Origin of the sequence: Oenococcus sicerae (assembly GCF_004102045.2) — a bacterium.
Taxonomy (GTDB): Bacteria; Bacillota; Bacilli; order Lactobacillales; family Lactobacillaceae; genus Oenococcus; species Oenococcus sicerae.
The window spans coordinates 529,993-554,417 of the sequence record NZ_CP029684.2 but is presented as its reverse complement, the minus strand read 5'-3'; the positions used below and the strand labels follow the sequence as shown (position 1 = coordinate 554,417).

The window sequence follows — 24,425 nt, the reverse complement described above, 5'->3', positions numbered from 1 at the left end:
ACTGCGGTTTTTGTTATCTCATTTTTTGCTGGTTTGAAAGCGACTTAAAAAATGTTTGCTGGCATCAGGACTGGGCAAAAATACTGCGATCGAAGCATAACCGAAAATCAATATGATAGCATCGGGTACAAATTGGCCGACTTGGAAAAATTTAATCGAAAAAAGTAGCAAAACCACTGCCAGAATAATATTTGCAAGTGAGGCAACCATTAATTGATTTTTCGCTGGCAGTACGTTGAACACCAAATATGAACGAAAGGTGAACCAGACCATTAAGGCTGTCAAGATGATTCCCCAAATACTTTGTGCTTTAAAAACAGGTCCTAAAGAAAACATTGTGGTAGCAAACAGGGCTAGTGCAAAAAGTTTTTCCATCAAAATAACTTTCCTTGGATTCATTTTCTCAACTCTTTTCCTGAAACAATTGACTCATTATAGACCTTTTTAAATTGTTGTGTTTGGATAGTTATTTTAAATTTACTTAATTTAAGCTGAATTGTTTAAACGTTAAACAAATTTATGGCATACTTTTAATATGATGAATCTAAGGAATGCTCAAAGCGTTGGTGAAGTTTTTCAGCTTCTGCGAAAACAAAGACAAGTTACGGTTTCCAACTTAGCTCAAGACATTATTTCGCCATCGTCAGTCAGTAAATTTGAGCAAGGCAAGAGTCAGCTGAGTTTTATCGTCTTGTCTCAATTGCTGACACGTCTGCATATCAGTTTAGATGGTTTTTATCATCGAATTAGCGAAGATTGGACGGATGGATACGAAAGTTTTCTGCTAAAGATCAATACTTTTTATCAGAATAACGATCTTTTGACATTGAAAAAAATTGCGGGAGAAAAACTAGCGGATTTTCGAAGCGATCAGCAATTTGATGATTTTATCGCGACAGCCACGGTATGTGCACTGATCAAGTCGATTGAACCGCATTTTAAAGTTGATCAGCAGATACTTTCAGACCTAGATTGTTATTTCGACACCATTCAGGAATGGGACTTTGTTGAATTTTCACTGTTTCAAAATTGCATGATTATTTTGGATAGTGAATCAATTGAATCTATTTTAAAAGAAATGTTGTATCTTAATTTAGAAGTTAATTCTAAAAATCTTGACAAAATGCTAGCTGCCTTTTTGAATGCTGTTGATGTTTTATACCGGCGAAAAGCTTATCAAACTGCAAAAACTGTCCTGAATCAAAGCAAACAGATAGCCCCAATTCGTTCTGATCTAGCGACTGTATTCAAGCAAAAATTTTTTGAAAACTTACTTTTTTTGCGTCCAGAACAGACTAAAAGAGAAAATCAGCAGTTAGTTGACTCGCTTCGAAATGTCGATGCAAATGCCTTGGCCTCTTCATATGAAGCTTATATGGTGAAGTACGCTTTTCGAGAATAGTTTTATCGGAAAAAATAAGCGTTTACATGAAACGAAACTAGCTAATTTAGTGCATTGGTTAAAGCATGGGCGAGAAAATAATATAGTAAATCAAGGCTCTGATGAGCGAATGGAAGGAATGTCTCTATGGAAAACTTATCACTCAAAAATAATGGTCATGATTTAAACAAGATGTTTACTTTGCTAGGCACAGCATTTTTAATTGCCTTTGTCCTGGCAAGCGGCGTGTTCTCAGATATCGTCGCTGCGGTGGCGATGAGTGCGAACACAAGGAGAATCGTTGGGAAATATATTGATGCAGGAATGGGTGCTGCCTCGATTATTGCTTTGTTAGGAGGCGGCGGTTTGATCGTTTTGATCGTTAAACAAGCATTTCGATCTGGTATTAAGAAAGTAATTCTTGCCGCGTAATTGTATGACATTTTTTTCTAAACAAACTTCTAATTTTTTGATCAAGAAAGAGACTGTTCTATTATCTCTTTCTTTGTTTTGTGCCGGTTTCGTGTTTGTGTCCCTATTGCTAATAGCAGTATTTGTCTATAATCACGCAGAGACTAATGTCCCTATAGCACTGAAAAATCAACTGAGTAGTTTAAATTTCTGGGCTATCCTGGCACAAAATACAGGTGTGGCTATTGCCTTATTAAGCGGCAGCTTTTTCGTGAAAGTACCGACCGTTCTGCTTTTGCTAGCTAATGGTGCCGGTTTAGGTTTCGTCTTGACTGCCAATATGTATACAACTGGTCAATGGCTATACTTTATTGCTTTAATTTCTGTTCACGGAATCATCGAACTGACTGCCTTGATGATTGCGGGCAATATTGGTTTCCAAAAAATAGATTGGTCGAAAAAAACAGAAATAAAAAAACTAATTAACACGATTATACTCATCATCTTCTTGTTAATTATTGCGGCAGCCATGGAAACTTATGTGACGCCCTTGTTTTGGAGATAACGCATGATTCAGGCATTTGGCAGTTCGTTACGTAAAATTTATTATAGAATTCCCCTGGTTAATTTGCTGTCCTTAACGAAATTAATTTTTTTCTGGTTGTTATGCTATATTGTTTCATCTTTGACTGCGGTGACCGCGATTTGCGGTATGAGCCAACAAGGACCACGATATTGGAACCAGCTTTTCCAAAAAAGCTTAAATTTTGACTTTTTGTTTGAACATGTTGCCCTGATGATTGTGCTTGCTGCGTTTCTTAATTTTTGTATTTTTTTTCAGGAAATAAAATCTATGAGCAAGCTTTCCAAAAATGAACCATTGGTTAAAATTTATGAACAAAGCGGTCATCCAAGCAAATCTCTTCAATTTATGTTTATCCTAAAAAACTTTTGCGAATTATCAAGAATGCCGTTAGTTGTTTTTCTAGCTACATGCGCTTTACAGCCGTTCAGTTTTATTAATTTGGTCGCTTTGCTGGCTGTTTTATTTACCATGGCCGCAGCATTGATCATCTTCCGTTATTTTTCATCTATCAGAGGCAAAACGCCAATTTTTTTAAATGCAGGTATTTTTGTTGTGACTTGTTTAGTTTCATACCTTTTTGCCAACTACATAGGTAACTGTTTTACTGACTATTTTGTGAAACACGAACCGGTGTCAGCTTTTTCCATAACTATATTTTCATTCAAGCCATTATTCTTGGTTTTGATGGTTACTATCGTTCTATTTTTGCCTGCTTTACTGGTGAAAAGGTTGCAAAGCTTTTCTTATATGCGAAATTGTCTCAGAACGATTTTCAAACAGTCATTGGTTGATGCTAATAAGAAGAATACAATGTTTTATGCTATTTTGGCTATTTTGCTGACTTGCTTAATATCTAGCAGCGATCGTGAATTCACGCAATTAAGCGCATGGGCTGTCATTTTGTATCCAGCTATCTTTTTAGTCACAAATACGATCGCAAGTTCACCTGAATATTTTGAATTCAATGATCACGTGCGTATTTTTGTTTGGCACAAACAGGTTAAGTTGCTTATGAATCGCTGTATCAAAGTGTTCTTAACTTATATTTTTGCACGTTTAGTTCCGATCTACTTGTTTGTTCTCTGTTTGGCGTATATAGGCGGCTGGCTGGTACAAGGGCTTTTGATGGTTTTGGTGGCTGCCTCTGTCTTGGTAATTTTTGCATTATGCGTGCAGTCAGCGGGCATGGCTGCTGATGTGCACGAACACGAAAATGCTTACGCAATTCAGCGGCAAAAGCGCGTTTCTCTTTTGAGAAACACTTATGAATTAACCATGCTGGTTTTGATCGTTCCTGTTGTGTCGATTCCGACGGCCTTGTTGATCGAACATACTATTTCATCAGTGCTGTATATCGTCTTCTCAGGATTTTTATTTTTAATGAATATTCTGGCAATTTTCGTCGTGCTCAAAATAATCTCGAAACAAATTAAGGATGGTGTTTCCTATGTGTCATGTTGAATTAAAAAATTTGTCGTTTGCTTATTCTGATCAATTCGTGATCAAGAATTTATCTATGAACTTATCGGGCGGACACGCTTACCGAATCAATGGGAAAAATGGTATCGGTAAAACGACCCTTTTAAAAATTATCAATCGTGATTTGCCGCTTCACAACGGTTCCATGGATTCAACGATATCAAGAGAAGAACATATTTACTTGTCAGACCAGAATATTTTGGATCCTGTTTTATCTGCGTACGAGCATTTGGATTTTTTGAAATCAGTTGGATATGTTGGTGCAGGGGCTGATGCAGAATTTGAAAAAATGGCCAAAGAAATGGCGGTTGATCAATATCTGCAGCAAACAAGCAAAAACCTTTCTTTGGGAACGAAGAGAAAGATCACCTTTCTATTATTGTATTTGCAAGCACCTAAATTTTTAATCTTAGATGAGTTCTTTTCAGGCATTGATGATTCAGGGATGCACATCATTTCTAAATATTTGAAACTATTTGTTTCATCTGGTCATTTACTAGTCTTTGTTGCCCACACCGATCCCAAGGGATTTTCTTTGGATTATGAAAATATTGATTTAGGCGAAAGGAATCGCATATGAATTTTTCTTGGGATTTTTATTTATTGGTAATTCTGTTAGTGCTTTTTTGGCTGTACTACTTTATTGCTAGGCAACAAGGAAAGCGCCAGGCAGAGCTAAAATTTTTACTGAAAATTGCCTGGCTTTTGACAGTATTTTGCGCCTTATCTATGGGATTAAATGATTATATTAAATAATTCTGATGCCCATCTTCATGAAACTGTTTTGTTTTATTGTAGCCGTTGAAAATAAATTCGTTACCAATCTATTGATCACTAGGTAAGAAAGATAATTAAAAACGCTTTCTTTTGCTAGACTAAAAGTGATGCAAGAGAAAATAATTGAACAATTTTGGCAAAGAGCGAAAAAGGCAGCTGAGATTGTTTCAGATGCTGGCTACCAAAGCTGTTTTGCTTTTGGTGATGATGATATATTGGCTGACGAACTAGGCCAATTAGTTGCCAGTGGGGTTAAAACAGCAACTGCTAGTGGCTATGAATCTTATGCCATTCAACATGAACCCTTGCCAGCGACTGGCGGTTTTGATATTGTGCTCGGTAGTCAGCGACCGCTAGCGGTCATTTCCAATGAGTTGGTTTCAGTGGTTAAGTTTGCTGATGTTGATGCTCAACAGGCTTATTTGGAAGGCGAGGGTGATCGCAGTTTGGCCTATTGGCGTCAAGTTCACGAAGCATTTTTCAAAGAAGATTTTAAAGCCGATGGTTTAACCTTTAGCTATGACTCTGATATTGTGTTAGAACGTTTTCGCCTAGTCTATGCCGAGGGACATAGATAACTATATGTTCACAAAAAAAGATCACTTGTTCAGCAACCTTTTCAGTCTATTCTGTTTTTCTAATAGCAGCTTTTAAGGTAGACAAGTCAAGTTTCCGGCTGCGGAAAATTTTATTTTTCGTCGGCAGATTCAATTCGAAGTTATCAAAGATCTGTACCTGAAGGTCAGCTTTATCGATCGTGAAATCTAATAAATGACCGCCAAAATGATGATCATCAGATAAAATATGCAGATGAAATCCAGCCGCAGCCGCTCCTTCGTAAACTGATGGCGAATAGTAGCCAACGATCGTGGCTTTCAAATGATCGGCCTGAAACTCATGTTGCGCAGCTGCTACCTGTGAAAAAGGTGGATAGGGTTTTTGCTGCTGATCGGCTGAACGAGCCAAAACATTTGTGAATTCACCATGAACTTTAATGGCAGCAAAAACGTTTTGCAGTTCATATTTTTCACTAACCAGCTTTTCGAAGTCTGCGGCATTTGTCTGTTTGAGACGTTCGCTAGGCAGCTCGTTATCGAAATAATTAATTGTTGCAAAGGGCACTTCTTCAGTCTGAGCGTTTAAGCTGCGTACTTTGCCGCTGCCCGGAATTCCATAAGCAAAGCCGTCAAGTATGATCAGCTCGACGCCGATACCTGTGGTGGTACCAATACCGAAGTTGCCATGGTTCAAGAGTTCTTTGAGCCTCATGGTGCCGTCATATTGGCCGTCCATGATCTGCGCTAGAATACCATGCTGATAAAGTTTTCTAATGTCCTCAGCCATGTTTAATCGGTCGCTCCTTTGATCAAATCTGCATAAAGTTCTGTGTTATGCGAATAGTCGACTGGTATATCGACCAAGACGGGTCCTTGATTCCAATTAAAGGCCTTGGCCAAAACAGCATCAATTTTTTCCGGATCATCGACCCTGAAAGCTTTGACACCAAATGATTCAGCAAATTTAACAAAGTCAATTTCGCCGAAATCAACGCCAGCTGATCGACCGTATTTCATTTCTTCTTGAAATTTCACCATATCGTAATGGCCGCGATCATTAAAAATTAAATGGACCAAGTTGGACTTTAGGCGGACCGCCGTTTCTAATTCAGCACTGGAAAACATAAAACCACCATCTCCAGATACACTGACGATTTTTTCTTCTGGTCGAACTAAGCCAGCTGCAATTGCCCAAGGCAGCGCAACGCCCAGCGTCTGCATACCATCGGAAATCAAGAAGTGGCGCGGTCGGTATGAACGAAAGAACCGGCTCATCCAAATGTAGACAGAGCCAACATCTAAAGTGACAGTCATATTATCAGTCACTTGTTTTTGAATAGCGTGGATCACATCTAATGGATGGGACAGACCGGCAGCCGCTGTGAATTTCGGTCCGCCGGGTTCGCTGGCTAGCTGCTTTCTGAATTGGTCAAGACGAGTATTGGCTTCCAAAGGAAGTCGATAATCCTTTAATTCCTGTCCGAGCAAATCGAGCGTCGCTGAGATATTGCCAACTAATTGTAAAGTCGGATTATAGTGGGCATCGATCTGAGCACCTGTCGAATCGATCGTCATGATCTGAAGCTGATTGTCTTTATTCCAGACACGCGGCTCGTATTCAACGGCATCATAGCCCAATGCAATAACAAGATCTGAAGCTCTTAATAATTGGTCGCCAGTTTGATTGGCAAACAAACCGACTCGACCGAAGAATGATTGTTCGACCAAGGAACGATCAATCACGCCGGCACCCTGGAATGTTTCAACGACTGGCAGTTTAGTCGTATGCAACAGTTTGTGCAGACTAGCAACACTATTTTCATCAGAACCGCGCTGCCCGACTAAAATGACTGGCAGCTTGGCATGATTGATTTTTTCAGCTAAGGATTTGATTTCATCCAGATCGGCAGGCCCGGTCAAAACTTCCGTAACCTTAGCTAGTGCATGGCTGCGAACGGGACTGTCATCAACATCTTGCGGTAGACTGATAAACGCCGCACCTTGTGGTGCTTTGCTGGCAATGTCAAAAGCATTCGCGATCACTTCAGACAAGTTTTCAGCATCTTGTACCTCGGTTGTAAATTTTGTAATGCCGTTAAAAAGTAATACCGATGGCGTGGATTGGTGTGTTCGGCGATATAGATCTTGTCGCTGAACTTGGCCGGCAATCGCAACAACTGGATCATTTTCTGTCTGTGCAGTCAAAATACCTGTTGCTAAATTAGAGGCACCAGGTCCTGAGGTAACGAGCATAACACCGGGTTTTCCTGTTAAACGGCCAACAGCTTGCGCCATGAAGGCAGCATTTTGTTCGTGCTTCGTAATGACTAACTTAGGCGCACCAGCTGTATATTCGATTGCTTCAAAAAGGCGGTCGATTTTGGCACCGGGAATACCAAAAATATAGTTAACATCATGATTTATCAGAGACTCAAGGACTAAATCAGCCCCAAAGCGTTTTTTTTCTGTCATAAAACAAGCTCCTTTACTTCGCCTGTAATTTTAACACTTGTGAAATTTATTGGAAAACAAAAAGCCTGTAATTAGCAGACTTTAAGAAATAATGTACAGGATTTCACAAAGATTATTTTGTATATTGACTAATAATGTCGGTCAATTGCTTTTGATTGTGTACGCCAACGATACGATCGACGACCTCACCATTTTTTTTAATGATCAAAGTTGGGATAGCTTTGACACCTAAGCCATTTGCTGTTTCTTGATTTTCGTCAACATCGATCTTTCCAAATTTAACGTCGGTCAACTCATTGGAAACTTTTTCTAGAATTGGTGTTTGAATTTTACAAGGCGTGCACCAAGTCGCCCAAAAATCAGTTACAGTCACACCGGATTGGGTAGCTGTTTCAAATGAATCAGAATCTAATACTGAAATTGCCATATTTCCTCCTACTCTTTACTTATATTGTACTTACTTCTAATAAGTAATGCAAAAAAATATGAAAAAGTGTTTGCTTTGTTTTCAAGCAGCCTTTATACTAATGTAAATTATGATTGAAAATGAGAAACAGCTCAGACGGAATTTTGGATTTTTCACGACCTTATCGTTGGTAATCGGAACTGTGATCGGTTCCGGCATTTTTTTTAAGCAAGGACGCGTTTTACAAGAAGCCGGATCCACAAAAGCTGCTTTATTGGCCTGGTTCGTTGGCGGTGTGCTCACACTTGCTTCGGCGATGTCAGTGGCTGAATTAGGTTCGGAAATGCCGCAGACAGGTGGTATCTACATATATATTGGCAAAATATTCGGCCAGTTCTGGGGATTTTTAGCCGGTTGGATGCAAATTTCTTTTTACGGACCTGCCTTGATCGCCTCTGTTTCTTTTTTCTTTTCAACTTTGTTTATTTCATTTTTTAATTTACCAAGTACGATGGCTATATTTGGTTTTTCAATCAGAACTGTTATTTTAGTTGCGGCTGTTTCCTGCCTTTTGATCGCATTGATGAATATGCTTGATAATCGTGTCAGCCGAACTTTTGCATTGACGACCACAAGCCTGAAACTTATTCCGATCCTAGCTTTGATTATTTTTGGTCTTTTTTTTGGACACGCTGGCGCAACAGCCAATTCGGTCAATCTGTTATCTGAGCAAGTAGGAAAAGGTAATTTTGGCGTTGCAGTCCTGTCTACACTGTTTGCCTATGACGGCTGGGTTATTATTTCGAATCTTGGTGGCGAAATCAAAAATCCGCAAAAAACGCTGCCGCGTGCAGTAACGCTGGGAATTACGATTGTTTTGATCGCTTATATGGGTGTCTCATTTGGTGTTTTTAGTTCATTACCGGCTGAAAAAATTGTCTCATTAGGTGACCAAGCACCTTTCCGCATTATGAAACAAGCCTTTGGTCCACTGGGTGGCCGATTGATGGATATCGGTGTGATGATTTCTGTTATCGGGACCTTGAATTCAAAAATATTGAGTTTTCCGCGTGTTGTGTTTGAAATGGCTGATCAACAGCAGCTGCCTTTTTCTAATCTGTTTCACAAGCTTGGTAAAAAATCGAAAACACCCAATTATGCAACGGCCTTTGAAATAGTAGTTGCCATTCTCCTCTTGAACGCTTTTTCTTCTTCTCAGGATCTTTCCGACTGGCTCGTTTTTGTTAGTTTCTTATTTTATCTGTTGACTTTCATCGCTGTCTTTATTTTGCGTCATCAGCTAAATAGAAAACCGCATTTTGCCGCACCTTTGCACCCGCTTTTCCCGCTGTTGGCGATCATTGGGACTATATTTATTGAAGTATCAACGATCGTAAATGCCTTTAGCGATCCGACTGGTCAACAGTTATTTGGTATTATTATTTCTCTGCTGATCGTGGCAATTGGTATTCCGCTGTATTATTTACAAAAATTTTATAAACTATGAGTATGACTGAATTCAATTATCCTTCGCTAGCGATCATCGTTCCAGTCAATAACGAAGAAGATAATATTATTCCTTTTTATGAAAATGTTCAGAAAAATCTGACACAGGACGCACTGAAGTCTTTGCCGGGTAGTTTGTCGAATTTGAAAGTTGATATCTGGTATATTGACGATGGTTCCGTGGACAAAAGTTTGATTGAGATCAAGCAAATTCAGCAAGTTGATGCCTCAATTCATTTTGTCTCCTTTTCACGCAATTTTGGCAAAGAAGCCGCTATTTATGCTGGCCTCAATTACGCCAAAAACTATGATTTTATTGCTCTGATGGATGTTGATTTGCAGGATCCGCCTGCCTTGTTAGCACCGATGCTCAAAAAATTAGTTGATGATCAATTAGATATTGTTGCGACTAGAAGGTTGGACCGAAAAGGTGAGAATCCTGTTATCAGCTGGTTTTCGACTGTCTTTTATCGCTTTCTTTCTAAAATATCCGCCACGAATATCGTCAGCGGTGCTCGCGATTATCGCATCATGACTCGGCAGGTCACAAAAGCGATCTTATCAATGCCGGAAAATCAACGTTTTTCCAAGGGACTTTTTACTTGGGTCGGTTTTAAAACTGAATATATGAGTTATGAGAACATTACTCGAAGCAAAGGCCATAGCAAGTGGAGTTTTTGGAAACTGATCAAATATGCCATGACGGGTATCATTTCGTTTTCAACATTTCCATTGACAATGGTCACCGTATTGGGCTTATTAACGACCTTGGTGGCTATGATGGGCGGCATTTTTGTGATCGTGCGCAAGCTTTTGGATCCGACGATCGCAATCGGTGGTTGGACAACGATTACTGTGATCATTATGTTTTTTGGCGGCCTGCAGATGTTTAGTTTAGGGATCGTTGGTCGGTATATTGCGGCCATTTTTTTAGAGAGCAAACGGCGGCCGATTTATGTTGAGAAAGAGAGCAAGTAAGCGAAATAGAAGGCATATAATCGAAGGTATGATTACATTAAAAAGTGTCAATGAAATAAAAGAAATGAACACAGCTGGCGATGTGCTTGCCGGCATGCACCTCATGTTAAGAAATTTGATCAAGCCAGGGTTGGACACTTGGATTATTGAAGAAAAATCGCGGGCTTACATTGAAGGCCATGGTGCAATTGCGAGCCAAATTGGTTTTGAGGGTTTTAAATATGCTGTGACTGTTTCGGTGAATGATGAAGTCGCACATGCTTTTCCGCGCAAGGGATTAATTTTGGAAAACGGCGACCTTGTGAAAGTAGATACTGTTGTTGAAAAAGATCATGGTTTGGCAGACTCCGCTTGGACTTATCGCGTCGGTACTGTCAGTCCTGAGATCGAACGCTTGTATCAAGTCGCTCATCAGGCGCTTTATATTGGTATTGACCAAGCGGTTGTTGGCAACCGGATCGGTGATATCGGTGCAGCAATTGATCATTATGTGACTGATGAAAATCATTTTGGAAACGTTCGTGAATACATTGGCCATGGCATTGGACCGACAATGCATGAAGATCCGCAAGTACCTCATTTCGGCGTTGCAGGTCACGGCCTGCGCTTGCGGCCGGGCATGACGATTACGATCGAGCCAATGGTCAACACGGGAACTTGGGAAGTCAAGACTGATTACGCTGGCGACGGCTGGACCGTATCAACTAAAGATGGCGGCTGGTCGGCACAGTTTGAACATACCTTGGTTATCACGCATGATGGTCCGAAGATTTTAACTTCTCAGGATCCAGAAATTGATGATAAATATCTGATCAAAAATTGGAACAACTTCGAAATTTAAATTTGAAATCGTAGTATTGGACGTAGATGACGCAGACGATCAGCAAAATTTCAACACAAAAAACCAAGGGCCGTTATAATTTAGAACTTGACGGAAAATTTGCTTTTGGTGTTTCGGAAATGACGCTAATTAAATTTGGTCTGATGAAAAATCGTCAGCTGAATGAAAAAGACATTATCGAGATCAAAAAATACGAAGAAAGTGCCCAAGCTATTTCCAAAGCTTTGACTTTTTTATCTCATCATTTAAGAACAGAGAAAGAAGTTTTGCAAAAATTACGTGGTCTGGATTTCAGTCCCAGTGCTATTCAATCAGCGATTGCACACTTAAAGGCAGAAAAGTATTTAGACGATCGTGTTTATGCTGAGAATTTTGTCCGTACACAAGCTAATTTATCGTCGCTAGGACCAGCTGTCATCGATAGAAAATTGCGAGCGGTCGGCGTTTTCCAAAATGATATTGATGCAGCACTGAAAGATTATCCGGTTGATGACCAGATTGAAAATGCTTTTAATTTAGCTGAAAAATTTCAGAAACATTATGCGAAAAATTCAATTATTCAGCAAAAACAGAAAATTAATCAGGCTTTATTTGCTAAAGGCTATCATAGCGATTTGATCAAACAGGTAGTTGAGCGACTTGATTTTCAAGTTGATGAGGACCAGCAGCTAGCCAATGTACGTGCTGTGACCGACAAAATTTGGTTGCGTTATGAAAAATACGGCCGACAAAGAACTTATAAAGTGCGTGCTTATTTATACGGCAAAGGCTTTCCAGCAGAACTGATCGATCGAGTCATTGGAGAAAAAGATCATGGGTGAAAAAGGCGAAATTGTTAAAGAAGAGAAAAATTTTCACGGCGATATTTTTGATGTTGTCAGTCGAAAAATCAAAACACCGGACGGCTTGACGGTTAAACGGCAAGTTGTTTTGCACGGCAACGCTGTTGCTTTTATTGCGCCTGTACAAATTGATGGTCAAACAAAATTCGCATTAGGCACAGAATATCGAGCGGGTCTTAATGAAGAACGGACGAGTTTTCCAGCTGGCTTGATCAATGATGGCGAAGACCCGAAAATCGCTGCTCTTCGAGAAGCTCGCGAGGAATTGGGATTAGATTATCGCAAGGCTAAAGAAATCTTTGTGATTACGACTAGTGAGGGTTTTACAAATGAAGCAACTCACTTGATGCTTTTATCTGATTTAGTCGGTAAGGTCGACAAAGATTTTGATCCTAGTGAGTTTGTGAAAACAATTTTTGTAACTTTCTCAGAACTCCAAGCCAAGATCGAAGCTAAAAGTATTACAACGGCGCCGGCAATTATTAGTTACCAGTGGATGAAACTGCATCCGGAAATTATTTAAAAAACTTAAGCCTAAAAGACGGATCTTTTTCTGTGCTAAACTTTAAACGAAGACGAAATGTCTTGAGGTAGGATTATGGCTAAAGACGCAGCTCGCAATCCGCGAGAAGGCGACTTTATCACGATCAAAAGTTACAAGCACGACGGCCATTTACACCGGACTTGGCGCGATACAATGGTTCTAAAGACTAGTGAGAATTCGATCATTGGTTTAAATGACCACACGCTCGTGACTGAAGATGATGGTCGGCGTTGGGTGACCCATGAACCGGCATTATTATATTTTCATAAAAAATATTGGTTTAATATTATTGCCATGATTCGTGGAGATGGCGTTAGTTACTATTGCAATCTTGCTAGTCCATATGTCATGGACAAAGAGGCGCTAAAGTATATTGATTATGATTTGGACATCAAGGTTTTGACGAATGGTACAAAACACCTTTTGGATGCTGATGAATATGTTGACCATAGCCAGCTTTGGCATTACCCGCCAGAAATTGACGAAATATTGCAGGCACACACAAAGATTTTGATCAAAATGATCAATGATCATGCCGGTCCATTTTCCCAGGATTATGTCGATCTCTGGTACTCTCGCTATAAAAGTCTTGTAAAACATAAAATGTGATAAGTCGTAAGCGGAATTTGATTCCGCTTTTTCTTTTTGTCGAGCTGACAAACTGTTAGAATTTTAGCAAGGAGGCACTATGTCAAAATCGTTACCACGAGAAGATGCAGCTCATGTTGCGCAGCTTGCGAAATTACATTTTAACGATCAGCAATTAGATCTTTTAACTGGTCAATTAGCTAATATCTTGGATTTAGTTGAAACATTAAATGAGGTTGATACCGATGGCGTTGAACCAACTTATACTGTTTCTAATAATATCAATGTTCTAAGAGACGATATTGCGGTCAAATCTGGTCAAAAGGCGGCTTTACTAGCAAATGCACCTGAGACACAAGATGGTCAAATCAAAGTGCCGGCGATTATCGATGAGGAGAGCTGAGATGACTGATTTTTTTAATGAAAATTTAACCAGCCTGCACGATAAGCTGATCAATAAAGAGATTTCGGCCGTTGATCTAACTAAGGCAGCTTTAAAAAAAGCTAAGAATTCCCAAAGTGAAATTAATGCCTATATCACGCTGAATGAAGAAAATGCGTTAAAACACGCTGCTGAACTTGACGCAAAGGGTATCGATTTTCAGAATATTCTGTCAGGCATTCCTTTCGCGATCAAAGACAATCTCGTAACTAAGGGTCTTCGAACCACGGCGGCTTCACATATTTTGGATAATTTTGTGCCTGTTTATGACGCCGCTGTGATCGAAAAATTGACTAGTCTGGGTGCCATCACGATCGGCAAGACGAACATGGATGAGTTTGCCATGGGCGGTTCGACAGAGACTTCGTATTTTGGCAAAACAGCAAATGCTTGGGACCACACGAAAGTACCCGGCGGTTCATCAGGTGGATCGGCTTCAGCTGTAGCTTCTGGGATCGTACCCGTAGCTTTAGGCTCGGACACTGGCGGATCGATCCGACAACCAGCTGCTTTTAATGGCATTGTGGGTCTGAAACCAACTTATGGCCGTGTTTCTCGTTGGGGTTTGATTGCCTTTGGATCGAGCTTGGATCAAATTGGTCCTTTTACACGCACTGTTAAAGATAATGCACGTGTCCTCTCCGCAATTGCTGGCAAGGATCAGCGCGATACGACTAGCGAAGATCAAGCAGTTCCTGACTTTACTAAGGGTATTGAAGCAGGTGTGAAGGGCTTGCGTATCGGTGTGCCCAAAGAGTACTTTGCTGCTGGCATTGATGAAGGTGTCAAAAAAGTTATCAAACAAGTGATTGCTAAATTTGAATCGCTAGGCGCTGAAGTTGATGAAGTGTCCTTGCCACATTCCAAGTACGGAATTGCAGCTTATTATATTTTGGCTTCATCGGAAGCTTCATCTAATCTGCAGCGTTTTGATGGTATCAGATATGGTTTTTCGGCCAGAAAAGAAGGCGAAACACTAGAAGATCTCTATGTGCAGACGCGTTCCGAGGGTTTTGGTGCTGAGGTCAAGCGTCGTATCATGTTAGGTACTTTTGCTTTATCGGCTGGTTTTTACGATGCTTACTTTAAAAAAGGCGCGCAAGTACGGACTTTGATCATCCAAGATTTTGCCAAGGTTTTTAAGGATCATGATGTTATTTTAGGCCCGACAACGACTTCGACAGCTTTTGATCTTGGCTCAGAAAATGACGATCCAGTCAAAATGTACATGAATGATTTGTTGACGATCCCGGTTAATTTGGCTGGACTGCCAGGCATGTCTTTGAATGCAGGCTTCTCGGACGGCTTGCCCGTTGGTTTGCAGATCATCGGCAAACCCTTTGATGAAAGTACAATTTATCAAACAGCTTATGCTTTTGAGCAAGCAAGCCAGTTGTTTACGAAACATCCGGAGGTGAATTTCTAATGTCAAGTTTTGAAACCACGATCGGTCTTGAAGTCCACGTTGAATTAAAAACAAAATCCAAAGCTTTTTCACCTTCGCCGGTTAATTTCGGTGATCCAGCAAATGAAAATACAAATGTGATCGACTGGGGCTATCCAGGTGTTTTGCCAAGCGCTAATAAAGCTGCTTTGGAATCTGGCATGATGGCTGCACTAGCCCTGAATGCGCAGATTACGCGCAATGTTCACTGGGACCGAAAGAACTATGTCTATCCTGATAACCCGAAATCTTATCAAGTGACTCAACAACAGACACCGATCGGGCATGATGGCCATGTTCAGATCAAATTATCCGATAACCAGATCAAGCAGATCGGTATTAAAGAGCTGCATGTCGAAGAAGATGCCGGCAAGAATTCACATTCTGGTAAAGGCTACTCATTGGTTGATTTAAATCGTCAGGGAACACCTTTGGTGGAAATTGTTTCTCAACCCAATATTGCCAGTCCGGACGAGGCTTATTTCTATTTAGAAAAATTACGCCAACTGATTCAATTTACGGGCATTTCAGATGTCAAAATGCAGGAAGGCTCAATGCGAGTTGATGTGAACATTTCTGTTCGCCCGATCGGTGCGCCGCATTTTGGAACAAAGGTAGAAATCAAAAACGTTAATTCTTTCCAATATGTCAGAACTGCTTTGGCTTATGAAGAACAGCGCCAGCGCGATGAATTAATGGCTGGACACACGATCGGTCAAGAGACGCGTCGTTTTGACGAACCGACTAAGTCCACGATTCTCATGCGTGTCAAAGAAGGGGCTGACGATTATCGCTATTTCCCAGAACCAGATTTACCGCCGATCCATGTTTCTGATGACTGGATCGAAGAAGTCAAATTACATCTGCCTGAAGCAGCCGAGAAACGCGTGGACCGCTACACCAGCGATTTCGGTTTGCCCGAAAAGGATGCTGAGGTCTTGATCCAGACTCTGGAGATGTCTAATTTCTACGATGAAACTGTTGCAAATGGTGCTGATCCGAAGAGAGCAGCTAATTATTTGATCGGCGATGTGAATGCCTATTTGAATGATACTCAGTTAGATCTGCAAAATACTAAGTTAACACCGGAAAACTTGTCAGCCATGATCAAACTAATTGATGATGGCACGATTTCCACTAAACAAGCCAAAAAAGTCTTCACAGCTATCACAGATGGCCAAGAACCTAAAGCCTATGTCGAAGCACATGGTTTGGTGCAATTGTCTGATCCAACTAAATTAACACCGATGATCAATGACGTTTTGGATAATAACCAGCAGTCAATTGATGATTTTAAAGGTGGCAAGGACCGTGCGATCGGTTATTTGACCGGACAGGTTATGAAGGCCACTCATGGTAATGCCAATCCAAAAGTTGTTAATCAGATCTTGCTGACAGAATTAAAAAAGAGATAACGCCCATCTCAGCAATGTTGTTGTGTTTTAATCCACTTTTAAAAGTGGTTTTTATTTTGAGATTATGATCAATTGCTCTTGCTGGAATGCGTTTCCTCTATAATGAAAATATATGAAACGAGCTCGAATTATTTATAACCCATCCTCTGGTCGTGAAGCGATCCAACGCGATTTATTAGATATCATGAAAGTTTACGAAAAAGCCGGCTATGAAACGTCCATTTATGAGACAACGCCAAAGGCTTTTTCAGCGCGTGATGAAGCAAGGCGTGCTGCTGAAGATGGTTTTAATTTGATCGTGGCTGCTGGTGGCGACGGCACTGTCAATGAGGTCGTGAATGGTATTTCTAGTTTGGAAACACGCCCTCTCATGGCTGTGATTCCGTCTGGCACAACCAATGATTATGCGAGAGCTTTAAAAATTCCGCGGGATGATTTAGTTGAATCGGCCAAGACGATCAATCGGCATGAAACGATCAAAATGGACATTGGTGAAATTACTTCCGGGAATGCACAGCTTAATTATTTTATGAATATCGGCGCGCTCGGAACGCTTTCAGAACTGACTTATGAAGTACCATCGATGTTAAAGACACTTTACGGCTATTTAGCTTATATCACGAAAGGTGCCGAATTAATTACGCGTATTCAATCTGTACCAGTTCGCATCACTTATGATGGCGGTCAATTTGAAGGCGACGTCAGTATGATCTTGCTGGCTTTGACTAATTCAGTCGGTGGTTTTGAAAAAATTGTTCCTGATGCAAAATTAGATGACGGCAAATTTTCTTTATTAATTGTCGAAAAATCTAATATAGCGCAGCTTTTCAATTTGATCACAAAAGCGCTTAATAATGGTTCGCATATCAAAGATAAACTAGTGACTTATATTAAAACCAGCGAGGTCAAAGTGGAACCCTTATCTAATGACAAAATGAAAGTTAACCTGGATGGTGAATTCGGCGGTGTTGCACCAATGACTTTTAAAAATCTGCAAGGGCACATTGAATTTATCGCTGAGACTTCCAAAATGAAACCCGGTTCTAGAACAAAAGCACAAACAGCAAACGAAGTTATGATTAAAAGAGCTGAAGAAGAATTCAAAACAGCTTCTAAAGAAATGAAAAAGAATTCAGGCACACACAAGTGAACAAAAAAAGTTATTCCGATTTAGTCAAAAATCAAGAATTAATTGCTGATGTTGTCGATCTAACTTATGAAGGACTCGGCGTTGTGAAAGTAGCTGATTTTCCGATTTTTGTAGCTGATGCACTGCCTGGCGAGGTCATCAAGTTATCTGTCACACGTGTTTTGAATTCTTACGCTTTTGGTCGCGTGATCGATAGGATCAAAGTCTCCGCTGACCGTGTGACAATTAAACATCCCGAGATGATCGCGAGCGGCATTGCACCCTTGGTAAATTTGGCTTATCCAGCACAGCTGGTTTTTAAGCAAAAGCAGATTCAGCAGTTGTTTCACAAAGCGGGTATTGATGACGTTGAGATTTTACCAACATTAGGAATGGCCGATCCGACTCATTATCGCAATAAGACCGTTATTCCGGTCAAATTTCAAAATGGCAAACTAGTGACTGGTTTTTATCGGCGCGGCTCGCATAAGCTGGTACCGATCAATGATTATTATCTTAATGATCCGAAAATTGACGCTGCTGTTGGCACTGTTCGCGATGTTTTAAACGATTTTCACATAACGGCTTATGATGAGATCACCCGTCAAGGCTTGTTGCGCTACATTTTGGTGCGGCGCGGCTATCACACAGGGCAAATGATGATCGCGATCATATCGACGAAAAAAAAGCTGCCGCAAGAGCGGTCGATCATTGCTGCAATAACTGCGAAAATACCAGATTTAACCAGCTTGATCTTGAATTATAATCCCAAGCAGACAAACGTCCAGCTAGGTCTGGATAATCGCATTCTGTTTGGTGAACCCGTGATTCACGATACATTATTGGGTCTTGATTTCGAAATTGCAGTCAATTCTTTTTATCAGGTTAACCCACAAACGACAGCTATTTTATATACGAAAGCGGCTCAATTGGCTGAACTTAAAGGAAACGAACTTGCGATAGATGCTTACTCGGGCATTGGGACGATCGGCTTGTCGATTGCTGATCAAGTTAAAAAAGTCATTGGTGTTGAAGTCGTGAAATCGGCCGTTGATGATGCTCAAAAGAATTTACTAGCCAATCACATTCAAAATGCCGAATTTATTGCTGAAGATGCGCCAAAACAGTTTGCCATTTGGGCACAGCAAGGGATCAAACCAGATCTGGTCTTTGTTGATCCACCTCGAAAAGGTTTAACGATCGACTTGATTCGGGCACTTGGCATGATGAGACCGGCCAAATTGATCTACATTTCTTGCAATCCGGCTACTTTAGCGAGAGATGCTGTTTTGATCAAATCAGAAGGCTATCGCATTGCTAAACCTGTTTTACCGATTGACCAATTTCCACAAACGATGCACGTCGAATCGATCACAGTTTTTCAAACCGGATCTGACTGAGTCATTTAAAATACGTTCTAGGAGAATTAGAAAATGCATAATGTTTATTTCAGCCATGATGGCGGTGTTGATGATTTAGTTTCTTTGCTGTTGTTAATGCAAATGGATGACGTCAATCTGACGGGTGTTGGTGTCATGGGAGCTGATTCATATTTAGAACCAGCCTTATCAGCCACGCGCAAACTCATTGATCGATTTGGCCAAGGCCGCAAAATTACCCCAGCTGCCTCTGATTCTAGAGCCGTACATCCTTTTCCTAAAGAGTGGCGCATGGATGCTTTTTCTTTTGATGCTTTTCCGCTATTGAATGAAAGCGGTCAAATCAAAACACAGGCTGCAGCTAAGCCAGCCCATTTGGATCTGATCGAAAAATTGTTGGCTGAATCTGAGAAAACAACACTAGTCATGACGGGTCCTTTGAGTGATTTAGCCCGTGCCCTTGAAATCGAACCAACGATTACCAAAAAAATTGAAAAATTATACTGGATGGGCGGCACGATGGACAATCGCGGTAACGTGGCAGAGCCCGAGCAAGATGGTACCACTGAGTGGAATGCTTACTGGGATCCTCAAGCAGTCAAAAAGGTTTGGGATAGTGAGATTGAAATTCACATGGTTGGCTTGGAAAGCACACGGCAGGTGCCTTTGACTCGCGATATTCGCCAGCATTGGGCTTCGGAACGCCGTTTTCCAGCACTGGATCTGATCGGTCAAGGATATGCTTTAGTTCCACCCTTGGAACATTTTGAAACAAATTCAACTTATTTCATGTGGGATGTTCTAACGACCCTTTATAGTGAATTTCCGGATGTTGTTCAGAGCAAACAAGTCACTAGCGATGTCTCTGTTAGTGGCCAATCGGCCGGTCGAACCTTTGAAACTGATGGCGGTCGTCCGGTCACGTTGGTTACGAAAGTCGATCATGATCGCTTCTTTGAATTGATCGATCAGCTGGGTCAAAAAAGCAATTAAGACCTTTTTGGATAAAAATTAGTTAAAACAAAAAAGCCTGCTTAAGCAGGCTTTTTATGATGCTTGTTTCTTAAAATAATATCAATCGGCGACTAATTCACCGGAAGTGGCATCGTAATAATGTGTTGTGCCGCTATCATCGACAATACTGCGTCCTTTGATCTGTCGGCCTTGATCGTCAAAATAGAGATGCTGGCCATTGATCGTTTGATCACCAGTTAAGGCAATGCCATCAGCAGCAAAGTAAGCCCACGACCCATCTGATAATTCTGCGTAACGGTTTGTGAGCATGTCACCGGAATCAGCATCAAAATAGTGTAAGTTCCCTTGATTGTCACTCACTTCTTTACCTTTGATCTGTCGACCCTGTTGATCGAAATATAATGTTTGACCGGCAATTTTTTGAAGTCCTGTTAAGGCAATGCCATCAGCAGCAAAGTAAGCCCATGATCCATCTGATAATTTTTGAAAACGATTGACGATCATGTCACCAGAATCTGAGGCAAAATAACGCAACTGTCCGTTGGCATCTCTGACAGCTTGTCCTTTTACTGGTATGCCGTCTGATAGACCGAAATATTGATCATGTTTGCTGCCGGCTAATGTCACTGACGTCAAGCCCTGAGCCATGACACCATTTTGGTCAAAGTAGCGCCATTGTTTATTTTTATCCATGTAGTAATCATTGCAGGAACCTTGGCCGCGCTGATCGAAGTAATAACTTTTACCCGAGGCATCTTGCAAGTAGGCATCTTGAAGCTCGATCCCATTTGTTAAGAAATAATAATGTTTATTATTAATCATTTGAAAACCGATTTGCATATATCCGTTTTCATCGAAATGATACCAGTTGCCATCACTGTCTTCAATGAAAGTGTTTTTAGCCTGGTAACCGCTGGTTGAATAGTAGTTGATGCCTTGACCGTCTGAGATAAAGCCTGTGTCTGAGCTTTCGTTTAATAATTGTTTTGGCAAAAAAGCATTAGCGTGATTAGCGGAAACGACTTCGAAATAATTGTTGCTGGCCCAATCCTTTAAAACATAATAAGCACCACGGCCTTGAATATTGCTGCCGTTGAAGTATTTAGCTGACCACTCGGCAATTTTTTCGTCAGGATTCATCGGCATGCCGGTCGAAATCTGTTTCACCTGAAACAGGGATGGATATCGTGCCTTGATTTGATCCAGAAAAGCACCGCCATACAAAGCTTGGTAAGCACCGCCGCCTTTAATTTGGGCTGCATAAAGAGAATCGTCTATGACAGAATCTTCGTCATAGATACCGGAATCATTAACGCGGGTCGCAGCCACGATCTGAAGACCGGTCAAATTATAGATCTGATCCGGGACCCAGTCAGCCATGGCTGAAATGCCTGTAGCATGCAGTGCTTTGATCACATCTCGTAATTGAGCGACTGTGCCATATTTAGTCGGTGTATTGAAACCTAAATCATAGCGATCAGTAAAGGCATATCCATTTTGGACAATTGAATCTAAGAAACTCTTGTCCGTGCTGGAGCGATATTGTGGTGGGAATTCAAAATTTGTGATGCCCCAGCTCTTAAAAAGTTCGGTATTTTCAGCAATTTTTACATTGGCATAGTTCGATGTTTGGTTCGGGATGGACTGGAAGTTAGAGAAACCTTCATAGATTACTTGTGAATCAAGTGCTGCATTAGAATGCAGTGTTTGGCCATCGGTTGTTGTTTGTTCGCTGCTTTGTGTACGTGCGTCTTGCGTATCGGCAGCACCGACTGGTACCCAGACAGCTAAATAGCCAGAAACTTGCGGATTGGCCGTGCCGAAAATATCAGAGCTGTTAAAAATTAATTGTCCTAGCGCATTCGTATATTTGATATCGTTTGCCGGCACTGATTGATCAGATTCGTAACTATCAAGGCCATTGACTGTCGTGATCAGTGTTGGCCGATAAGCTTGGTTTTTATGCGCAGCCCCCATATTGACGACAACTTTATCATTGACAGCTAATTTAAGATCGGGATTATTGCTTTGAATAACCGCCATACCTTCTGTGCGTGTTTGCCTGCTGCCGATATCTTGAGCTGTCATGGCCTCTTGACCAAAGCGGACACTAGTCAAAACACCGCGATAACTGTCGTTTGGCATGTCCTGACTGCCCTGCATATATTGAATCGCCATCTTTTGGCCGCCGGCAGCATATTTGATCCGTGATTTCAACAGATTATTGATCGCATCATAATAAGGCGATTTGCTGGCCATATACTGACCATCATCAGTAAATAAATCACCATAATAAACACGTGGTACCGTATCTTTATTTGTCAGCAGAAGTGCATAAGTACTGGGGATGTTATATTGCGTAAATTGTTTATTAGTCTGCAATTGATCGGCATCGTAGATTTGAAAGGCCGCAGCTAATTGATCTGCCGTTGGTGTTAAACCATCGGAGCTAGAATCAATTTTTTCTTTAATAATTTCAGCGATAACCGTCTGAACTTCAGAATCATGAGCACGTACAAAAGAGTAATTTGGTTGTGCACCATTCGTGGCTGAATCATTGCTGCGATCGACCAGACTGTTTGTGATCAAGGGCTCCAAACCGCTTCTTTGCTGATGACCATTTTTATCAGTAAAAGGCATTGTTAATGAATATTTCAAAGACAATCGCATTTTATTGTCCATTGATAACTGGTTATCACCGTTATTTTTAACATATTCAGCGTCATTGTCACTCCAATCTTCAAGAATGGAAAGATGCTGATCTGATAAGGCATCATTTTGATCAACACTATAAGCTGCCTTAAAATAGTCGGCTGCGATCTGCAGCAAGTCGGCATCGACATTATCAACTGCATCGATGCGGATACTATCGAAATTAGCATCTTGATCGTTATTCGTGATCGAACCAAAATTTATTAGATAGTACATCCAATTTAATTGCTCAGCTTGAACGACTGGATTGGAGTTATCAACATCATTAGCTAAAAGAAAATCATAGCCGCCTTGTGTTGGATCAATTTTGTATAAAGGTGTGCCGGTTTGGTTAGTTGGTGTGCGGTTTAATAAACGATAATCAGAATTAGCATCGGGTGTGAGGCCGCTGTTGACGTACAGCAAAGCACCACCTTGCAAATGGTCCTTATCATCACCGGTTGTTTGCGATTCACTACTGATATTCCAATTGGACTGGCTTTTAACGAAGGCTGTCATGATATCTTTCAACCATTGCGTTTGGCCTGCTTGACTAATTTTATGTTCAACTTTAGCTTGTATATTTTCAGCAGCTTGATTGAGAAAATCTTGGCTGTCGTTATTAGTAAAAGCATTCTGCTCATCACTGAGGCCTAGACTTTTCATATAGTTTAGATAGTTAACTTGAGTTGTCTTATCCGGCCACCATGTCATTAATAAAGGCCTCATATCGTTGGCTGAGGATGTTGTCCAGTCTTGACCATCGGACAAAATATCTTTGGGGCGATACCAACTATCGGCGGTCAAATAGCCGTCAACAGATGTATAGTTGTCTTCACTCACACCTGCAGCAGCATTATGCTTGCTGTAATCATCATTTTCGCTGGATAACCCTTGCTGGAACTGATAAGTGTCAGTGGAGGCCAAAGCGCCGCTATCTTTATCGAAATATAAAAGTTTCCCATCTACTGTGATCGCGAAATTTTTCTTGGCTTGACCATTTTCATCAATAAAATAAGTTTTGCCGTTGATCGTTTGAATATTTTTAGCACTATAACCGGTTTGCTGACTGCTAGTATTATTTTGATTTGACAACTGACTGCTGGTATCATTGGCTGTAATCTGAGTGGTTTGACTCACTAGTGAAGCTGTTGGGGAGGTGCCCAGGTCTTTGTCGCTGCTTGCTGTATCGGTTGGTTTCGGGTCTGTGCTTGTCGTGCTGTTTGGCAGTGAATCATTGGTCTTGGTATCTGCCGTTGTGGCTGCTGCTTCTTTTACCGGATCGGTCGTGGCTGCTTGATCTGTCTGAGCTGCTGCTGTGGCAGCTACTGGATTTGCAACCGTGCTTTCAGCACTAGCTGATAGACCGAATCCGCTGATTCCAACTAGTGATAGGACACTTGCGATCACAAAATTTTTGCCAGACTTGTATAACTTTTTTCGAACAATTTTTTCTTTCTCTCTCACTAAATTCTTCCTGTCCCTTCTTAATGGAACACAACTTTTGTTGAACAACGTCGTTAATCAATTTGCTAATTATCCCTATAATGAATTGCTAAACCTGCAACGACTGATGTTTTCA

General features: G+C 40.9%; 24 protein-coding genes. 19 read left to right on the top strand and 5 right to left on the bottom strand.

From position 1 onward, the window contains the following. Positions 1-18: 18 nt before the first annotated feature. Positions 19-399: a hypothetical protein gene (locus DLJ48_RS02815; protein ID WP_128685733.1), complete on the bottom strand. Its 381-nt coding sequence runs from the start codon at positions 397-399 to the stop codon at positions 19-21. A 136-nt stretch (positions 400-535) separates the two neighbouring features. Between DLJ48_RS02815 and DLJ48_RS02810 the strand changes: the two genes are divergently transcribed. From DLJ48_RS02810 to DLJ48_RS02780, 7 genes are all read left to right on the top strand, one after another. Further along, the gene (locus tag DLJ48_RS02810) at positions 536-1,402 is read left to right on the top strand and encodes a helix-turn-helix domain-containing protein (RefSeq protein WP_128685731.1); all 867 of its coding nucleotides are present in this window, start codon (positions 536-538) and stop codon (positions 1,400-1,402) included. A 126-nt stretch (positions 1,403-1,528) separates the two neighbouring features. Beyond that, a complete protein-coding gene (locus DLJ48_RS02805; RefSeq protein ID WP_128685729.1) occupies positions 1,529-1,813 on the top strand; it encodes a hypothetical protein in 285 nt (94 codons plus the stop codon). Positions 1,814-1,817: 4 nt separating this feature from the next. Further along, complete coding sequence (locus DLJ48_RS02800) at positions 1,818-2,357, top strand: stage II sporulation protein M (RefSeq protein ID WP_128685728.1); 540 nt, start codon at positions 1,818-1,820, stop codon at positions 2,355-2,357. 705 nt (positions 2,358-3,062) lie between these two features. Beyond that, a complete protein-coding gene (locus DLJ48_RS02795; protein ID WP_128685726.1) occupies positions 3,063-3,839 on the top strand; it encodes a hypothetical protein in 777 nt (258 codons plus the stop codon). Then, positions 3,826-4,437 carry an ABC transporter ATP-binding protein gene (locus DLJ48_RS02790; protein WP_161566098.1) on the top strand — a complete coding sequence of 204 codons (612 nt, stop codon included), beginning with the start codon at positions 3,826-3,828 and terminating at the stop codon, positions 4,435-4,437. The genes DLJ48_RS02795 and DLJ48_RS02790 overlap by 14 nt, the downstream gene beginning before the upstream one ends. Beyond that, positions 4,434-4,613: a hypothetical protein gene (locus tag DLJ48_RS02785; protein WP_128685722.1), complete on the top strand. Its 180-nt coding sequence runs from the start codon at positions 4,434-4,436 to the stop codon at positions 4,611-4,613. Before DLJ48_RS02790 ends, DLJ48_RS02785 begins: the two co-directional genes overlap by 4 nt. Positions 4,614-4,741: 128 nt before the next feature. Further along, positions 4,742-5,212, top strand: a complete 471-nt coding sequence (locus DLJ48_RS02780) for an ASCH domain-containing protein (RefSeq protein ID WP_128685720.1) — start codon at positions 4,742-4,744, stop codon at positions 5,210-5,212. Positions 5,213-5,258: 46 nt separating this feature from the next. On the opposite strand, the gene budA is transcribed toward DLJ48_RS02780, so the two are convergent. From budA to trxA, 3 genes are all read right to left on the bottom strand, one after another. Then, the gene (budA, locus tag DLJ48_RS02775; protein WP_128685718.1) at positions 5,259-5,978 is read right to left on the bottom strand and encodes an acetolactate decarboxylase; all 720 of its coding nucleotides are present in this window, start codon (positions 5,976-5,978) and stop codon (positions 5,259-5,261) included. Between the two features lie 2 nt (positions 5,979-5,980). Next, positions 5,981-7,663, bottom strand: a complete 1,683-nt coding sequence (gene alsS / locus DLJ48_RS02770; RefSeq protein ID WP_128685716.1) for an acetolactate synthase AlsS — start codon at positions 7,661-7,663, stop codon at positions 5,981-5,983. Between the two features lie 112 nt (positions 7,664-7,775). Next, a complete protein-coding gene (trxA, locus tag DLJ48_RS02765) occupies positions 7,776-8,090 on the bottom strand; it encodes a thioredoxin (RefSeq protein ID WP_128685714.1) in 315 nt (104 codons plus the stop codon). Positions 8,091-8,199: 109 nt separating this feature from the next. On the opposite strand from trxA, the gene DLJ48_RS02760 reads away from it, so the two are divergent. From DLJ48_RS02760 to DLJ48_RS02705, 12 genes are all read left to right on the top strand, one after another. Further along, positions 8,200-9,576, top strand: coding sequence for an APC family permease (locus DLJ48_RS02760; protein WP_128685712.1), 1,377 nt, complete (start codon positions 8,200-8,202; stop codon positions 9,574-9,576). A gap of 2 nt (positions 9,577-9,578) precedes the next feature. Further along, positions 9,579-10,553 carry a glycosyltransferase family 2 protein gene (locus DLJ48_RS02755; RefSeq protein WP_128685710.1) on the top strand — a complete coding sequence of 325 codons (975 nt, stop codon included), beginning with the start codon at positions 9,579-9,581 and terminating at the stop codon, positions 10,551-10,553. Between the two features lie 28 nt (positions 10,554-10,581). Further along, the gene (gene map, locus DLJ48_RS02750; RefSeq protein WP_128685709.1) at positions 10,582-11,394 is read left to right on the top strand and encodes a type I methionyl aminopeptidase; all 813 of its coding nucleotides are present in this window, start codon (positions 10,582-10,584) and stop codon (positions 11,392-11,394) included. Positions 11,395-11,420: 26 nt separating this feature from the next. Next, the gene (recX, locus tag DLJ48_RS02745; protein WP_128685707.1) at positions 11,421-12,215 is read left to right on the top strand and encodes a recombination regulator RecX; all 795 of its coding nucleotides are present in this window, start codon (positions 11,421-11,423) and stop codon (positions 12,213-12,215) included. Further along, complete coding sequence (locus tag DLJ48_RS02740) at positions 12,208-12,759, top strand: NUDIX hydrolase (RefSeq protein WP_128685705.1); 552 nt, start codon at positions 12,208-12,210, stop codon at positions 12,757-12,759. The genes recX and DLJ48_RS02740 overlap by 8 nt, the downstream gene beginning before the upstream one ends. Before the next feature lie 75 nt (positions 12,760-12,834). Next, complete coding sequence (locus DLJ48_RS02735) at positions 12,835-13,389, top strand: DUF402 domain-containing protein (RefSeq protein ID WP_128685703.1); 555 nt, start codon at positions 12,835-12,837, stop codon at positions 13,387-13,389. Positions 13,390-13,468: 79 nt separating this feature from the next. Further along, complete coding sequence (gene gatC, locus DLJ48_RS02730; protein WP_128685702.1) at positions 13,469-13,771, top strand: Asp-tRNA(Asn)/Glu-tRNA(Gln) amidotransferase subunit GatC; 303 nt, start codon at positions 13,469-13,471, stop codon at positions 13,769-13,771. Position 13,772: 1 nt separating this feature from the next. Then, entirely contained in the window at positions 13,773-15,236 is a 1,464-nt protein-coding gene (gene gatA / locus DLJ48_RS02725) for an Asp-tRNA(Asn)/Glu-tRNA(Gln) amidotransferase subunit GatA (protein ID WP_128685700.1), read from the top strand. Further along, positions 15,236-16,669 (top strand): Asp-tRNA(Asn)/Glu-tRNA(Gln) amidotransferase subunit GatB, encoded by a 1,434-nt coding sequence (gene gatB, locus DLJ48_RS02720; RefSeq protein ID WP_128685698.1) that lies wholly within the window; start codon positions 15,236-15,238, stop codon positions 16,667-16,669. Before gatA ends, gatB begins: the two co-directional genes overlap by 1 nt. Before the next feature lie 112 nt (positions 16,670-16,781). After that, complete coding sequence (locus tag DLJ48_RS02715; protein WP_128685696.1) at positions 16,782-17,819, top strand: diacylglycerol kinase family lipid kinase; 1,038 nt, start codon at positions 16,782-16,784, stop codon at positions 17,817-17,819. Continuing rightward, positions 17,816-19,198, top strand: coding sequence for a 23S rRNA (uracil(1939)-C(5))-methyltransferase RlmD (rlmD, locus tag DLJ48_RS02710; RefSeq protein ID WP_128685694.1), 1,383 nt, complete (start codon positions 17,816-17,818; stop codon positions 19,196-19,198). Before DLJ48_RS02715 ends, rlmD begins: the two co-directional genes overlap by 4 nt. 33 nt (positions 19,199-19,231) lie before the next feature. After that, positions 19,232-20,170 (top strand): nucleoside hydrolase, encoded by a 939-nt coding sequence (locus tag DLJ48_RS02705; RefSeq protein WP_128685692.1) that lies wholly within the window; start codon positions 19,232-19,234, stop codon positions 20,168-20,170. 81 nt (positions 20,171-20,251) lie between these two features. Here DLJ48_RS02705 and DLJ48_RS02700 read toward each other — a convergent pair whose 3' ends face one another. Next, positions 20,252-24,310 carry a glycoside hydrolase family 70 protein gene (locus DLJ48_RS02700; RefSeq protein WP_128685690.1) on the bottom strand — a complete coding sequence of 1,353 codons (4,059 nt, stop codon included), beginning with the start codon at positions 24,308-24,310 and terminating at the stop codon, positions 20,252-20,254. Positions 24,311-24,425 lie beyond the last annotated feature (115 nt).

What these genes read in the sequence shown, in the direction of transcription:
- DLJ48_RS02815 (WP_128685733.1), bottom strand. Translation starts at nt 399, where the DNA reads ATGAATCCAAGGAAAGTTATTTTGATGGAAAAACTTTTTGCACTAGCC.
- DLJ48_RS02810 (WP_128685731.1), top strand. Translation starts at nt 536, where the DNA reads ATGATGAATCTAAGGAATGCTCAAAGCGTTGGTGAAGTTTTTCAGCTT.
- DLJ48_RS02805 (WP_128685729.1), top strand. Translation starts at nt 1,529, where the DNA reads ATGGAAAACTTATCACTCAAAAATAATGGTCATGATTTAAACAAGATG.
- DLJ48_RS02800 (WP_128685728.1), top strand. Translation starts at nt 1,818, where the DNA reads ATGACATTTTTTTCTAAACAAACTTCTAATTTTTTGATCAAGAAAGAG.
- DLJ48_RS02795 (WP_128685726.1), top strand. Translation starts at nt 3,063, where the DNA reads ATGGTTACTATCGTTCTATTTTTGCCTGCTTTACTGGTGAAAAGGTTG.
- DLJ48_RS02790 (WP_161566098.1), top strand. Translation starts at nt 3,826, where the DNA reads ATGTGTCATGTTGAATTAAAAAATTTGTCGTTTGCTTATTCTGATCAA.
- DLJ48_RS02785 (WP_128685722.1), top strand. Translation starts at nt 4,434, where the DNA reads ATGAATTTTTCTTGGGATTTTTATTTATTGGTAATTCTGTTAGTGCTT.
- DLJ48_RS02780 (WP_128685720.1), top strand. Translation starts at nt 4,742, where the DNA reads ATGCAAGAGAAAATAATTGAACAATTTTGGCAAAGAGCGAAAAAGGCA.
- budA (WP_128685718.1), bottom strand. Translation starts at nt 5,978, where the DNA reads ATGGCTGAGGACATTAGAAAACTTTATCAGCATGGTATTCTAGCGCAG.
- alsS (WP_128685716.1), bottom strand. Translation starts at nt 7,663, where the DNA reads ATGACAGAAAAAAAACGCTTTGGGGCTGATTTAGTCCTTGAGTCTCTG.
- trxA (WP_128685714.1), bottom strand. Translation starts at nt 8,090, where the DNA reads ATGGCAATTTCAGTATTAGATTCTGATTCATTTGAAACAGCTACCCAA.
- DLJ48_RS02760 (WP_128685712.1), top strand. Translation starts at nt 8,200, where the DNA reads ATGATTGAAAATGAGAAACAGCTCAGACGGAATTTTGGATTTTTCACG.
- DLJ48_RS02755 (WP_128685710.1), top strand. Translation starts at nt 9,579, where the DNA reads ATGACTGAATTCAATTATCCTTCGCTAGCGATCATCGTTCCAGTCAAT.
- map (WP_128685709.1), top strand. Translation starts at nt 10,582, where the DNA reads ATGATTACATTAAAAAGTGTCAATGAAATAAAAGAAATGAACACAGCT.
- recX (WP_128685707.1), top strand. Translation starts at nt 11,421, where the DNA reads ATGACGCAGACGATCAGCAAAATTTCAACACAAAAAACCAAGGGCCGT.
- DLJ48_RS02740 (WP_128685705.1), top strand. Translation starts at nt 12,208, where the DNA reads ATGGGTGAAAAAGGCGAAATTGTTAAAGAAGAGAAAAATTTTCACGGC.
- DLJ48_RS02735 (WP_128685703.1), top strand. Translation starts at nt 12,835, where the DNA reads ATGGCTAAAGACGCAGCTCGCAATCCGCGAGAAGGCGACTTTATCACG.
- gatC (WP_128685702.1), top strand. Translation starts at nt 13,469, where the DNA reads ATGTCAAAATCGTTACCACGAGAAGATGCAGCTCATGTTGCGCAGCTT.
- gatA (WP_128685700.1), top strand. Translation starts at nt 13,773, where the DNA reads ATGACTGATTTTTTTAATGAAAATTTAACCAGCCTGCACGATAAGCTG.
- gatB (WP_128685698.1), top strand. Translation starts at nt 15,236, where the DNA reads ATGTCAAGTTTTGAAACCACGATCGGTCTTGAAGTCCACGTTGAATTA.
- DLJ48_RS02715 (WP_128685696.1), top strand. Translation starts at nt 16,782, where the DNA reads ATGAAACGAGCTCGAATTATTTATAACCCATCCTCTGGTCGTGAAGCG.
- DLJ48_RS02705 (WP_128685692.1), top strand. Translation starts at nt 19,232, where the DNA reads ATGCATAATGTTTATTTCAGCCATGATGGCGGTGTTGATGATTTAGTT.